Below are 13,093 nucleotides of genomic sequence, written 5' to 3'. Positions count from 1 at the left end.
CCGCACTAGGCTGGGTGCGGAGCAACGGCAAGGACGCAAGCAAGGGAGAACTGATGGCCATCCTCATGGACGCAGCCGAAGTGAACAGACGACTCGCGGCGGGGGAGCGGCTTGTGCTGCTGGACGTGCGCTGGGTGCTGGGCCGGACCGACGGGCATGAGGAATATCTGTCCGGGCACCTGCCCGGAGCTGTCTTCGTGGACCTCCCGTCCCAGTTGGCCGACCACGCGCAGCCGGACCGGGGCCGGCACCCCCTTCCGTCCACGGCCCGCTTCCAGGAAGCTGCCCGCAGCTGGGGAATCAACGACGGCGACACAGTGGTCGCGTACGACAACAGCGGCAGCATGGCGGCGGCGCGCGCTTGGTGGATGCTGCGGAATGCGGGCCTTGAGGAGGTGTACCTGCTCGACGGCGGACTGGCCGCCTGGCGCGCGGCAGGTTACCCGGAGGAGACAGGCGAGGTGTCCGCCGCCGTCGGAAACGTCTCTTTGGGCGAGGGCCTCTTGCCCACCATCTCCGAGCGTGAGGCCGCGGCGTGGCACGGTGACCGGATTCTCCTCGATGCCCGCGCCAGTGAACGCTACCGGGGCGAGGTTGAGCCGATCGATCCGCGGGCAGGGCACATTCCCGGCGCTGTCAGCGCACCAACCACCGCCAACGTGGACGACGCCGGACACTTCCTGCCGGCCGGGGAACTGCGGCGACGCTTCGGCAGCCTGGGTGTCACCGAGGGCGCGAAGGTTGCCGTCTACTGCGGTTCCGGGGTGACGGCAGCGCACGAAATAGCGGCACTGGGCATCGCCGGCTTCGAGGCAGCCCTGTTCCCCGGCTCGTTCTCCCAGTGGTCCAATAACGGAGCGAATCCCGTGGCAGTGGGCGCCGGGCCCTTCGACGGAGCGGGCCCAAGTGGCACGAGCCGCGTTTCCGGGAGTAGCGTCGAACCATGACCCCTGGACGACCTGTACCCCCGCCCCTTGCCAAGCCGATCACCGTCGAGGAAAGCGGGGCCGCGCCGGTAGGCGGGGCCCTGGCAGCCGCGTACGGGGCTACCTCGCCGGAGAGCGGATTGGTACCCCTGACCGTTGCCAGGCGGGCGCCCAAGGACGACGATGTCGAGATCGCCATTGAGTTCTGCGGCCTCTGCCATTCCGACGTCCACGCCACCCGCGCCGAATGGCGGGTGCCGCACTACCCGTTGGTACCAGGCCACGAAATTGTTGGCCGGGTGACCCGGGTGGGTTCCGCCGTGGCTGATTTCGCTCCCGGCGACCGTGTGGGCGTTGGCTGCCTCGTGGACTCCTGCCGGGAATGCGAAAGCTGCCTTGAGGGCCTTGAACAGTATTGCGAACGCGGCAACGTGGGCACTTACGGTGCGAAGGATCCCCGCAACGGCGATGCCGTGACGCAAGGCGGATACTCAACACTGGTAGTGGTTGACCGCCGCTTCGTGCTCCGCATTCCCGAGGCGCTCGACCCCGCCGCAGCCGCCCCCTTGCTGTGCGCCGGCATCACCACCTACTCGCCCTTGCGATACTTCGAGGTGGAAGAGGGCGATTCCGTCGGCGTCGTAGGGCTTGGCGGATTGGGGCACATGGCCGTCAAGATCGGCAAGGCCATGGGCGCCGAGGTCACCGTGTTCACCACCTCGGAATCCAAATTCGAGGCCGCCCGTGAACTCGGGGCGGACCGTGTGGTGCTTTCGAAGGACCCGGAGGCAATGGAGGCCGCCGACAGGAGCATCGACGTCATCATCGACACCGTCGCGGCCCCGCACGACCTCAATCCCTACTTCCGCACCCTGCGCTTGGAGGGAGCACTGTTCCAGCTGGGCCTGCCGGCTGAGGACATGCCTCCCGTCAGCCCCGGCCAGCTCATCCGCCGGCGCCTCGCCTACGCGGGATCCCTCATCGGGGGCATCGCGGAAACCCAGGAGATGCTCGATTTCTGCGCCGAGCATGGCGTGGCCAGTGACATCGAGATCGTTGAAGCCACCGGACTCAACCAGGCATACGACCGCATGGTGGCCGGCGACGTGAAATACCGTTTTGTCCTGGACACCTCCACTCTTCAGGAACCATCGGAAAGGGCTGACGCATGAGCACGCTGTTCACCAGGATCATCAACGGAGAAATCCCCGGGCGTTTCGTGTGGAAGGACAGTGACGTAGTTGCCTTCCTGACCATCGCGCCCATCACCCCCGGCCACACCCTGGTGGTACCGCGGGAAGAAGTGGATTCGTGGACCCATGCAAGCCCCGAACTGCTGGGCAAGGTCATGGACGTGGCCCAGAAGATCGGCAAGGTCCAGGAAGACCTCTACGACGCCAAGCGTGTAGGCGTGCTCATGGAGGGCTTTGAAGTGGACCACCTGCACGTCCACGTCTGGCCGGCATATTCGATGGCCGACTTCGAGGTGCACAATGTGGACCACAACCCGGATCCGGCGGTCATGGACGCAACAGCCGTGAAGCTTCGGGCGGCACTCCGTTCTGCCGGCCATGCCGGGTTCGTGCCGGAGGACTGAGTCCGGCGGCTAGGCCGGTGCCAGGGCCTGGTTCAGGACCGTCCGGATCCGTTTCTCGGAGACCGAGTAGGCGGTCCCCAATTCCACGGCGAACAGGCTCACCCTCAGCTCCTCGATCATCCAGCGCACCCGGGTTAACTCCGGCCCCACCCGACGGCCGGGCGTCAATGCCGCCACGGCGTCGTCGTAATCGTCCTCGAGGCCTTGGATGACTGCCATGTTGAGGGCATCGCGCTGCACATTGCCGGGCAGCTTGTCCAACCGCTTCTCCATGGCCTGCAGGTAGCGGGGCAGCTGGCTCAGCTGGGCGTAGCCCGTCTGTGCCACAAAGCCGGGGTAGACCAACTGCTCCAGTTGGCTCTTCATGTCGTTGAGCGCGCTGATCAACGGCAGGCTGGTACTGGCCTTAAGCTGCTTCTGGATCCTGCGGGTACTGGAGAGGATGCGTTCGACGACGGCCGTCACCGTGAAGACGGTATCGATCAGTTCCGCGCGGACCAGTTCGTACAAGGCATCGAAAGCAGTTCGGTCCCACGGAAGTTCCGCGGGAGTCAGCTTGTCAATGGCGGCCAGGGCGCAGTCGGCGATCAGCGCACTCACGGAACCATGCGGGTTTTGGCTGAACGTCAACTTCTCGGTGTTGCTGAGGTGCTCCAGCACGTACCGGTCCGGGGACGGGATGCGCAGTGCCAGGAGCCGGATGACGCCGCCACGCATGGCAGCTTCCTGTTCCTGCCGGGTTTGGAACACCCGCAAGGCCACCGACTTTCCCTCGTCCACCACTGCCGGGAAGCCGGTCACTGCGTGGCCTTTGACGGTGCGGGTGACCTGCCGTTCAACGGTTCCGAAGTCCCACTCGGTGATACCCGAACGCTCGGCAACTACTCCGTCACCGGCGGCCGCACCTGCCCCTGCATGATTGCCGTGCGGGGTGTTCTCCAGCGGCGTCTCCGGCACCTTCGCTTTGCGGGTGCTGGCGGGCGTGGCTCCAAGTGATTCTGCGATGGCACGCCGGGTTGCCGGCGCCAGGGTCTCCTGCAGTTGGGCAAGGTTTTTGCCCTCGCCCAGCACTTTGCCCCTGCTGTCCACTACCTTGAAGCTCACGCGGAGGTGCTGGGGGACGGCATCCCAGTTCCAGGAACCGGGCGGAATGATGTGGCCACGCAGCCGGCGCAGAACCAGCTCAAGGGATGGCTCAAGTTCGTCCGTGGCGGGATCAAAGTCCTTCTCCAACGCGGCAGTGGCCTGCCGGGCGACATCCGGAGCCGGGACGAAGTTCTTGCGGATCTGCTTGGGAAGGGACTTGATCAAGGCAGTGACCAGGTCCACGCGTTGGCCGGGGATCTGCCAACGGAAGGGGGCATCATCCATTTGGTTCAGGAACAGGACCGGAACCTCGGCGGTGACGCCGTCGGAGGGGTTGGGCGCCGATCCCGGTGCCACAGGGTGGAACTCGTAGCTCAGCGGCAGTTCGAAGCCTTTGTGGCGCCATACCTTGGGATACGCGGATTCGTCGAGGCCCTCGGCGTCCTCGTTCATGAGGAGCGATTCGTCGAAGTCCAACAGCGCGGGATCGGCCTGGCGGGCCTCTTTCCACCACTTGTCGAAATGGCGCTCGGACACAACGTCCGGACCCACCCGGGCATCGTAGAACTCAAAGAGCGTCTGGTCATCCACCAGGATGTCACGCCGCCTCATGCGGGTCTCCAGCTCTTCGACTTCCTGGAGCAGCGCGCGGTTCCGGTGGAAGAACTTGTGGTGGGTCCGCCACTCACCTTCAACCAAGGCGTGACGGATGAACAGCTCGCGCGAGAGTTCGCGGTCAATGCGGCCGTAGTTGACCCTGCGGTCCGGGATGATCGGCACGCCGTAAAGGGTCACTTTTTCATGGGCCAGAACGGCGCCTTGGCGGGATGACCAGTGCGGTTCGCTGTAGGAGCGTTTGACCAGGTGCGGGGCAACGAGCTCTGCCCACAACGGATCGAACTTCGCCGCGACGCGTGCCCATAGCCTGCTGGTCTCCACCAGTTCGGCCGCCATGACGAAAGCCGGCGACTTCTTGAACAAGGCCGATCCCGGGAAGATGGCGAAGCGGGTGCCGCGGGCCCCGGCGTATTCGCGCTTGCGCTCGTCGAGGACGCCGATGTGGCTCAACAGACCCGACAGCAAGCTGATGTGGATATCGTCGTGGTGGCCTACGGGATCGGCCTCGCGTTTGGTGTCGAGGGTGATTCCCAACGGTTTCGCCAACTGGCGAAGCTGGGTGAAGAGGTCTTGCCACTCCCGGACCCGCAGGTAGTTGATGAACTCGGTGCGGCACAACCTGCGGAACTGCGTGGAGGACAACTCCCGCTGCTTTTCCTGCACGTAGTTCCACAGATTCAGGTAGCCGGTGAAGTCGGAGTTCTCGTCACGGAAGCGGGCGTGCTTTTCCGCCGCGAGCTGCTGCTTATCGGTGGGGCGCTCGCGGGGATCCTGGATGGTCAGGGCAGCTGCGAGGATCATGACTTCGCGCACGCATCCACGTTTGCCGGCCTCCACGATCATGCGCCCAAGGCGGGGGTCGACCGGGAGCTGCGCAAGCTTTTGCCCGATGGCCGTCAGGCCGCCGCCATCACGGCCCGGGCCGCGTCCGCCCCGGTTCTTGCCTTGCTTTCCGGCTGACGGGGCCGCAGGTCCCTCGGGCTTGGCAACGCTGAGGGCGCCCAGCTCGCGGAGGAGGGTGACGCCGTCGTTGATTGCCCGCGACTCCGGAGGCTCCACGAACGGGAAGTTCTCCACATCCTTGGGGCTGCGGGCAACGCCCATGGCGGTCATCTGAAGGATGACGGCGGCGAGGTTGGTCCGCAGGATCTCCGGGTCCGTGAACTGCGGACGGGACTCGAAGTCCCCTTCCGAGTAGAGCCGGATGGCAATACCTTCGGACACTCGCCCGCAGCGGCCGGACCGCTGGTTGGCCGAGGCCTGCGAAACACGTTCGATCGGCAGGCGTTGAACCTTGGTCCGGTGCGAATAGCGGGAAACTCGCGCTGTTCCGGTGTCGATGACGTACTTGATGCCGGGGACTGTCAGCGATGTCTCGGCGACGTTCGTGGCCAGGATGATGCGCCGTTTGCCACCGGGGTTGAAAACCCTGTGCTGTTCCTGCAGGCTCAACCGCGCATACAACGGCAGTACTTCCGTCCCGGCAAGGCGGCGGTTGCTTTGGATACGGCCGTTGATGGCCTCGGCGGCATCGCGGATCTCGCGCTCGCCGGAGAAGAAGACCAGGATGTCTCCCGGAGCCTCTTGGGCGAGTTCATCCACGGCGTCGCAGACCGCATCCAGCGGATCCCGGTCCTCTTCGAGTTCGTCGTCCGACTCTTCGGCATCGGGGTTCGCCGGCTGGGACAGGGGACGGTAGCGGATTTCGACCGGATACGTCCGCCCGGAAACCTCGATGATCGGGGCGGGGGCGGTGTCGGTGCCAAAGTGGCTCGCGAAGCGTTCGGGATCGATGGTTGCCGAGGTGATGATGACTTTCAGGTCCGGCCGCTGGGGGAGTATCCGCTTGAGGTAGCCGAGAATGAAGTCGATGTTGAGGCTCCGTTCATGGGCCTCGTCAATGATGATCGTGCTGTATTTGCGCAACAGCTTGTCCCGCTGGATCTCCGCGAGCAGGATGCCGTCGGTCATCAGCTTGACCTTGGTGGCGGCACTGACCTCGCCGGTGAACCGGACCTGGAAGCCCACTTCCTGGCCGATCTCCACGCCGAGTTCGGAAGCGATGCGTTCGGCAACCGTCCTGGCCGCGAGGCGCCTGGGCTGTGTGTGACCGATCAGGCCCTGCTCGCCCAAGCCCAGTTCAAGGCACATTTTGGGGATCTGGGTGGTTTTGCCCGAACCGGTCTCGCCGGCAATGATGGTCACCTGGTTTGCGGCGATGGCCGCCATCAGATCCTCGCGGCGCTCGGATACCGGCAGCTCAGCGGGGTAGGAGATATGAATTGTCATGGCTCAGGCCAGTCTACTGCCGGGGGAGAGTGTCCTCTGCGGCGTCAGTCACGTTCCCGGCCGCTGCTTTGAGCCGGCGGGACAGGCGCAGGGCGAACGATGTGAACTCGACGGGTTCGATGATCTCGAAATCCATGTCCAGGGCTGCCAGCTGGGCTACCGGTGCGGCCAGGTTGTCCCAACCGGCGCGAAGGATGGTGCTGGTGGGACTTTCTGCCGTAAGGGAAGCAAGGTGCGGACCGACGACGGCGGCAACCTCGGCGAGCGGCGCATGCAGCCGCACGACGACGTCGAACCTGTACGGCGAACGGGTGATCGACTGCTGGACATAGGCGGCCAAGTCCTCAGCCGGTAGCGGCCGAGGTTCATAGCGCTTGCGTTCGCTGGGCAGGGAGGCAATGCGGTCTGCACGGAAGGTTCGCCAGTCCTCGCGCCCGACGTCCCAGGCTACGAGGTACCAACGGCGTCCCGTGTCAACCAGCCTGTACGGTTCCACCAAGCGGCTGGACGATTCGCCCTCGGACGTGACGTAGTCAAAGGACACCTGGCGGCGGTCGGCAATCGCCGAGGACAGGACCGTCAACTGCTGGGGGTCCACGGAAGCGGCGTTGCTGGGAAGCGCGGTGACGGCGCCCTTGAGCATGGCGAACCTCGAACGGAGCCGGGAGGGCAACACCTGCTCGAGCTTGGTCAGGGCGCGCACCGAGGCTTCGCCGATGCCGGCCACCGGCCCGGCAGCAACGGAGTTCAGGCCAAGGGCAACCGCCAATGCCTCATTGTCGTCAAGGAGCAGTGGAGGCAGTTGCGCACCGGCGCCGAGTTGGTAGCCGCCCGCGATGCCGGGCGAGGCGTGGATGGGATAGCCGAGGTTCCGCAGCTTCTCGATATCCCGGCGCACGGTACGTTCCGTGACGCCCATGCGCTCAGCCAGCGCCGGCCCGGTCCATTCGCGGCGCACCTGCAACAGGGACAACAGTTGGAGGAGCCGGGCGGAGGTTTGGATCATGCTCGTGAATCTAGCCGAAGCCGCGCCGGCCCGCACAAGGGCGTCCCACGCTTAGGGGTGCCGCTGGACATAGGAACGCCCGCCTTCCGGAAGTCTGCAGTACTCCGGCCATGGCGGGCGTTGGGTGGATCGGGCTGTGACCTGTTGCCAGGGACGGCCGGCAGGTCAGTAAATCCGCGGGTTCCAGTAGGGGCTGCTGGGAGCGTCGAAGGCGCTCCAGGGCTCCTTGGAGTTGACCGGAGGATAGTGTCCGCGGCCGTCCCGGAGCAGCGCGCTGACGGTCGCTGCGACTGCGGTAACGAGGACTACGAAGAGGATGATTCCGAAGATTTCCATGACTCAATCCTGCGCTTGGAGAGGACCAAGAAACAGTGGCAGAAATGCCCCAAAAGAACAAATTTCTGCCACACTGGAAATATGTTGAAATCAGTAGCAGTGATCGTGGTTCCCAACTTTTCACTCTTTGAGTTCGGGACTGCATTCGAGGTCTTCGGCATCGACAGGTCGGACCGCGGAGCGGGGGTCCCGGCGTTTGATTTCAGGGTCTGCGCGCCGGAGCCTGGCGATGTGCGGATGAAATCCGGATTGTCGCTGCACGTCAATCTGGGCTTGGAAGCGGCAGCTGATGCGGACCTCGTGATCATGTCGCCCTTTGGTGCGGACCGCGATGTTCCTGAGTCCGTCCATGAGGCGCTCCGTGCGGCACAGGCACGCGGTGCTTGGGTGATGTCGATCTGCTCGGGGGCGTTCGCCCTGGCCAAAGCGGGTCTCCTGGAAGGACGCCGTTGCACCACGCACTGGCGCTACTCGCAGGAGCTCGCTGCGAAGTACCCAGGGGCCAAGATGGACGAGAACGTCCTTTACGTCCAGGACGGGAACATCATCACCAGCGCGGGAACGGCCGCCGGCATCGACGCGTGCCTGCACCTGGTCCGGGTGGAGCTGGGCGCCAACGTTGCGGCGGCCATCGCCCGGGACATGGTGGTTCCTCCGCACCGTGACGGCGGCCAGGCGCAGTTCATTGACCGGCCCATGCCCACGTGCGGTTCGGCGCCCATGGAGGCGCTCCTGCGCTGGATGGTGCAACACCTTGACCAGGAGCACAGTGTCAATGACCTCGCGGCACGGCTCCACATGTCACCGCGGACTTTTGCCCGTAAGTTCAGGGCTGAGACAGGTGCCACTCCCGCTGCCTGGCTCAACTCCCAAAGGGTTCTCCGGGCCCAGGAACTGTTGGAGACCACGGAGTTGAATATCGACGAAGTTGCCCGCGAAGCAGGGTTCGGCCATTCCGTCCTGCTGCGGCACCACTTCGCCAAGGTGTTGGACACGAGTCCGCAAAGCTATCGCAGGGCCTTCCGCGGCCAGTTGGCAGGGGTTGTCTAACCCGGGGCCGATCAAAGCGCCCGGCCATTCAACTGATTCAGCGGCGGGTACCCCGGTGCCCCGTGGACTCGGAGCCCTCCGCCTTGGCGCATTCCACCAGTTCCTGCCAGGGGCCGGTGACAGCGCCCTCCGGCAGGGTGGCGCGGTGTTGGCCCGCGCGGATTGAGTACATGAAGCGGTCGGGTTCGTTGCTTGTCAGTGCCCGGCTCTTGGCTTCTTCCCACGGGCAGGCTTCCACGATCGGGAGCCAGCGTTCCTTCTGGTCGGGGGAGGCCGCGTCCACGCTCCAGACGCGGGTCATGGCTGCAATGCCCCCACTGCGTTGGACGGTTATCTTCATGTCCGGCTGATCCTGCTCCACGGTCCGGTGGTTGCCCAGGCAAGACTGCCGCAAGGATGGAAGTCCCGCAGACTGGGCTAAACCCTGACCTTCACAGTGTCCCACGCCTTGCGGACGGCGTCATGCTCCGCCGACCCCGCACCGAACAGTTCCTCCGCCGTTGCCAGCGTGGTCCGTGCGAACTTGCCGAAGGTGCAGGCAGGTGGCAGGGTGCCGCTGGTCAGGGTCCCGTACCAGATCTGGCCCGGAGCCTCCCAGGCGTTGCCGCCGAGCTCCGAAGCGACCACGTAGAACGCCTTGTTGGGAATGCCCGAATTGATGTGAACCCCGCCGTTGTCCGCGCTGGTGCGGACGTAGGTGTCCATGGAATCGGGTTGCGGATCCTTGCCCAGAACGTCGTCATCGTATGCGGTGCCGGGAGCCTTCATGGACCGCAGCGCGACGCCCTGTACGTGGTTGGTGAACAGGCCCTCGCCGATCAACCAGTTGGCTTCCGAAGCGCTTTGCTTCTTGAAGTACTGTTCCACCAGGACCCCGAAGACATCCGACATGGACTCGTTCAGGGCACCGGCCTGGTTGCGGTAGGCCAAACCCGCGGTGAACTGGGTGACGCCGTGGGCCAGTTCGTGTCCGATGACGCTGAGGGACTTGGTGAAACGCTGGAAAACCTCCCCGTCACCGTCGCCGAAAACCATCTGCTGCCCGTCCCAGAAGGCGTTGTCATACAGCCTCCCGTAATGGACAGTGGCGTCCAGTGGGAGCCCTGCGCCGTCGATTGAGTCCCGGCCAAAGACGTCTGCATAAAGGCTGTACGTGCTGCCCAGGCCCTCATAGGCTTCGTCCGCCGCTACATCGCCGGTGGCGGCAGCGCCTTCCTTTCGGACCAGCTTTCCCGGCAGCTGCTCCACCCCTTGGGCATCGTAGATCGTCCGGTGGGGACCACCCGGGCGGGCTTGCCGGGCCGCCGGGCGGGCTGCGGGCGCGGGCGCCGACCTGACTGCCTGCAGCTCCTTGATGTGCAGCAGGGATTCCTTGGCTGCCACAGCTACGGCACGCAGCCGCGGTTCATCCTGGGCCGCAAGGCGCCGAAGCAGGTAAGGAGGGACGATGGAACAGATCACGGTATACCCCTTTGTTGTCAGCGGCCCGCGCGAGGCGGTTGGCTACTGTGATCAGCCTAGGTTCGGGCGCTGACATTTTCTTCGGGTGCGCTCCGGCAAGCCTTGAAGTGATAGCGGCCACCCGGGTTGTCTTCCGCCGGGGATCACCGCGGGAAAAGAAAAAATACCCCGCCAGCTGCACTGGCGGGGTATTGATTGTGCCCTCGATAGGATTCGAACCTACGGCCTTCTGCTCCGGAGGCAGACGCTCTATCCCCTGAGCTACGAGGGCAACCGGGGTTCCCTCCGTTGCCGGTGGGACGTCCTAGAGCTTAGCAGTACGCGCGTCGCAAAGGAAAACCGCCGCCCGGCCTCAGTATCCGGCAAAGGAATCCACGTGGATCTTCCTGGCCCCTGCTGCCCGGGCCACCGCCCGCAGGTCCTGGACGTTCTTCGGGGAGCCGGAAATATAGACGGCGCGGTCCCGGATATCCGGAACCAGCTCCTGAAGGCGCCTTGCGTCGATGCGGGGCGTACCGGCGTCGTCCATGAACTCCGGCGGAGCCGAACCGTCCGCAAGCCGCGCAACCACCCGGGCCCCGGACTTTTCCAACTGTTCACAGGCGGCCAGCTCGGCGCGGCTCCGGGCCAAATACAGCACCACGGTATCCCGCTCCCCGCCGGACGCCAGCTGGGACAGGAAAGGGGTGATCCCGATGCCCGCCGCGATCAGGAGGACCGGGGCTCCCGGGTCGCGCGGCAGCAGGAAATCGCCGCCGACGGCGGTGGCGCCCACCGTGTCGCCGGGCTGCAGGCCCAGCAGCGTCTTCTTGGCCGGGGACAGCGGTTCTCCGGTGCCAACGCCGAACGTTACTTCAGGCGCCCCGGGAGGGCTCGTGATGCTGAAGACCCGACGCATGCCCTTCCCATTGCGGTCCGGATGCGGGAGGTTCAGCTCCATGAACTGGCCTGCGGCGTACCGGACGGGACGTTGCGGCTCGAAACGGAACTCGGTGGTGCCCGGAGTCAGCGGTTTGGAACCCTTGAACACCAGTTCCACGCGGCCCCGCTGGCCGAGGAAGAAAGCTGCGAGGTTACCCAACAGCAGCGCCAGTTCCGGAGAGTTGGCCACGAAACCAAGGTTGTAAGGCACAGCGAAAACAATCCCGACGACGGCGGCGAGGCCGAGTTGCTGCCACCGGCGCGGTGGCAGCGTGAGCGGCTCGGAGAGCATGAAACCGGCAAAGAACAGCAGGGGCCGTTGCGCCAGGGGTTGCCACAACGCCTGACCGACGGTCATGCTGCGGCTCACCAATTCCGCAAACACGACGCCTGTTGCCACCACCATGAAAACGCCGGCCATTAACAATTTCCGGATGCGGTACAGAACAGCCAGGACTCCCGGAACCAAGAGCCAGAGCATCGCCGGGGTTGCCGCCCACCACGTGGCGATATTCAGTCCGGTCAGCCCGGTGAGGAACGCACCTGCGGCTGCCGGGTTGAAGATGTGCCGCCCCCGGAACGCCAGGGCGAACTTGGACGCGCTGGCCAGCACGCAGGCGAGCGCAACACCGGCCATGTCCGTGGGGACGAACGTTGGCCAGAAAAGGAAGTAGATCAGCAGCCCGGTAATGAGGGAGGAATCCGGATGGGCCTTCGTCCGGAAAAGGAGCGCGAGCAGGCGGCTGGAGCCGTAGCTCAGGGCCAGGCACAGCACCAGGTGCACCAGCATCTGCGGAAGGCCGAAGGTCAACCATCCCAGCACGTTCAACAGGAGGCTGTACGCCACCAGGATTCCCAGGACCCACAGGATCAGGCGGTACATGGTGAAGCGGCCCAGCCAGGTGTCCAAACGGGCCTTCATGGTGTTCATGTGAACAGTCTCCCCTCGAGACCGGGTGAAAACGTGGCACTCCCGGTGGAGAACACACGGAGCCATTCGAAGTCGAAGGAATCCTCGAGTGTGCCCGGTTCCACCATGAAGAGCGCCGTGGCCAGCGCATCAGCCTCCATGGCCGTTGCTGCGATGGTCCAGGAAGCAACGATGGTCCTGATGGGTTGCCCCGTTCTTCCGTCGAGGACGTGGTGCAGTCCGTCCCCCCAAGCCCTGCGGTTGGCAGCCGAGGCGCAAAGGGCGGCATTGTCCAGTTCCACGGTGCCGATCGCCTGCCTGGAGTTGTATGGATGCTCAAACGCCACTGTCACGGGCCGGCTTCCGCCGTGCAGCATGTCGCCGCTTCCATCGACCAGGAAATCGGTGCGGCCATGAGAACGCAGGACCCCGGCCAGGAGATCAACCAGCTGTCCCTTTCCCGCCGCACCGATATCCAGGATGACCGGTTCCTTGGCGGTCAGAGAGGTTGCATTCCATTCCAGGAGTTCCTCCCAACCACGGGCGGCAACGGGACTCCCGGAAGGAACCAGGCTGTAGCCGGCGCCATAGCCCAGGCGTTCCAGGCTGGGACCGATGAGGGGAGTCATGGCACCGCGGCTGAGACGATAGAGCTCCGCGTACAGGTCACGAAGCCCGGCGGCATGCCGGGGGAGGGCGATGGTGCCGGGGGCCTGTGCGAGTTGCGACACAAGCGAGTCCGCACGGAACCTCGAATATGTCCGGTCATAAACGGCGACGGTTTCCAGTAATTCGTCCCTGAGCTGCTCCGGCAGATGATCCGGCGTAGCAATCTCCCACGAGGTGCCGATCCCCTCGAAGCGGAAAACGCTCCAGCCAGGGTGTGGCATGGC

General features: G+C 64.9%; 11 protein-coding genes and 1 tRNA gene. 4 read left to right on the top strand and 8 right to left on the bottom strand.

What is annotated here, in order from left to right; all coding sequences use genetic code 11:
* Positions 1-53 precede the first annotated feature (53 nt).
* From RI444_RS14175 to RI444_RS14165, 3 genes are read left to right on the top strand one after another with little or no spacing between them, the layout of a single operon-like run.
* Positions 54-947, top strand: a complete 894-nt coding sequence (locus tag RI444_RS14175) for a sulfurtransferase (protein ID WP_179011536.1) — start codon at positions 54-56, stop codon at positions 945-947.
* A complete protein-coding gene (locus RI444_RS14170; RefSeq protein ID WP_207604442.1) occupies positions 944-2,098 on the top strand; it encodes an NAD(P)-dependent alcohol dehydrogenase in 1,155 nt (384 codons plus the stop codon). The genes RI444_RS14175 and RI444_RS14170 overlap by 4 nt, the downstream gene beginning before the upstream one ends.
* Positions 2,095-2,523 carry an HIT family protein gene (locus tag RI444_RS14165; RefSeq protein ID WP_062097201.1) on the top strand — a complete coding sequence of 143 codons (429 nt, stop codon included), beginning with the start codon at positions 2,095-2,097 and terminating at the stop codon, positions 2,521-2,523. Before RI444_RS14170 ends, RI444_RS14165 begins: the two co-directional genes overlap by 4 nt.
* 9 nt (positions 2,524-2,532) lie before the next feature.
* On the opposite strand, the gene hrpA is transcribed toward RI444_RS14165, so the two are convergent.
* The 3 genes from hrpA to RI444_RS14150 form a co-directional block, all read right to left on the bottom strand.
* Entirely contained in the window at positions 2,533-6,516 is a 3,984-nt protein-coding gene (gene hrpA, locus RI444_RS14160; protein ID WP_207604443.1) for an ATP-dependent RNA helicase HrpA, read from the bottom strand.
* A 13-nt stretch (positions 6,517-6,529) separates the two neighbouring features.
* Entirely contained in the window at positions 6,530-7,522 is a 993-nt protein-coding gene (locus RI444_RS14155) for a helix-turn-helix transcriptional regulator (RefSeq protein ID WP_069695153.1), read from the bottom strand.
* Between the two features lie 165 nt (positions 7,523-7,687).
* Positions 7,688-7,858: a hypothetical protein gene (locus RI444_RS14150; RefSeq protein ID WP_021471019.1), complete on the bottom strand. Its 171-nt coding sequence runs from the start codon at positions 7,856-7,858 to the stop codon at positions 7,688-7,690.
* Positions 7,859-7,939: 81 nt separating this feature from the next.
* On the opposite strand from RI444_RS14150, the gene RI444_RS14145 reads away from it, so the two are divergent.
* Positions 7,940-8,908, top strand: coding sequence for a GlxA family transcriptional regulator (locus RI444_RS14145; protein ID WP_207604444.1), 969 nt, complete (start codon positions 7,940-7,942; stop codon positions 8,906-8,908).
* A 37-nt stretch (positions 8,909-8,945) separates the two neighbouring features.
* Here the strand turns inward: RI444_RS14145 and RI444_RS14140 are convergent, their stop codons facing one another.
* The 5 genes from RI444_RS14140 to RI444_RS14120 form a co-directional block, all read right to left on the bottom strand.
* Positions 8,946-9,248 (bottom strand): protealysin inhibitor emfourin, encoded by a 303-nt coding sequence (locus RI444_RS14140; protein ID WP_207604445.1) that lies wholly within the window; start codon positions 9,246-9,248, stop codon positions 8,946-8,948.
* 77 nt (positions 9,249-9,325) lie between these two features.
* A complete protein-coding gene (locus tag RI444_RS14135; protein WP_241650848.1) occupies positions 9,326-10,369 on the bottom strand; it encodes a M4 family metallopeptidase in 1,044 nt (347 codons plus the stop codon).
* A 198-nt stretch (positions 10,370-10,567) separates the two neighbouring features.
* A tRNA-Arg gene (locus tag RI444_RS14130) sits at positions 10,568-10,640 on the bottom strand.
* Between the two features lie 81 nt (positions 10,641-10,721).
* Positions 10,722-12,221, bottom strand: a complete 1,500-nt coding sequence (locus tag RI444_RS14125; RefSeq protein WP_021471015.1) for an FAD-dependent oxidoreductase — start codon at positions 12,219-12,221, stop codon at positions 10,722-10,724.
* On the bottom strand, positions 12,218-13,090 hold the full coding sequence (locus RI444_RS14120; RefSeq protein ID WP_207604446.1) for an FAD:protein FMN transferase: 873 nt from the start codon (positions 13,088-13,090) through the stop codon (positions 12,218-12,220). The genes RI444_RS14125 and RI444_RS14120 overlap by 4 nt, the downstream gene beginning before the upstream one ends.
* Positions 13,091-13,093: the final 3 nt, after the last annotated feature.

Origin of the sequence: Paenarthrobacter sp. AT5 (genome assembly GCF_032764245.1) — a bacterium.
GTDB lineage: Bacteria > Actinomycetota > Actinomycetes > Actinomycetales > Micrococcaceae > Arthrobacter > Arthrobacter ureafaciens.
Note: the sequence above shows the minus strand (reverse complement) of the source record. Positions and strands in the feature narration are given on the sequence as shown.

What these genes read in the sequence shown, in the direction of transcription:
- RI444_RS14175 (WP_179011536.1), top strand. Translation starts at nt 54, where the DNA reads ATGGCCATCCTCATGGACGCAGCCGAAGTGAACAGACGACTCGCGGCG.
- RI444_RS14170 (WP_207604442.1), top strand. Translation starts at nt 944, where the DNA reads ATGACCCCTGGACGACCTGTACCCCCGCCCCTTGCCAAGCCGATCACC.
- RI444_RS14165 (WP_062097201.1), top strand. Translation starts at nt 2,095, where the DNA reads ATGAGCACGCTGTTCACCAGGATCATCAACGGAGAAATCCCCGGGCGT.
- hrpA (WP_207604443.1), bottom strand. Translation starts at nt 6,516, where the DNA reads ATGACAATTCATATCTCCTACCCCGCTGAGCTGCCGGTATCCGAGCGC.
- RI444_RS14155 (WP_069695153.1), bottom strand. Translation starts at nt 7,522, where the DNA reads ATGATCCAAACCTCCGCCCGGCTCCTCCAACTGTTGTCCCTGTTGCAG.
- RI444_RS14150 (WP_021471019.1), bottom strand. Translation starts at nt 7,858, where the DNA reads ATGGAAATCTTCGGAATCATCCTCTTCGTAGTCCTCGTTACCGCAGTC.
- RI444_RS14145 (WP_207604444.1), top strand. Translation starts at nt 7,940, where the DNA reads ATGTTGAAATCAGTAGCAGTGATCGTGGTTCCCAACTTTTCACTCTTT.
- RI444_RS14140 (WP_207604445.1), bottom strand. Translation starts at nt 9,248, where the DNA reads ATGAAGATAACCGTCCAACGCAGTGGGGGCATTGCAGCCATGACCCGC.
- RI444_RS14125 (WP_021471015.1), bottom strand. Translation starts at nt 12,221, where the DNA reads ATGAACACCATGAAGGCCCGTTTGGACACCTGGCTGGGCCGCTTCACC.
- RI444_RS14120 (WP_207604446.1), bottom strand. Translation starts at nt 13,090, where the DNA reads ATGCCACACCCTGGCTGGAGCGTTTTCCGCTTCGAGGGGATCGGCACC.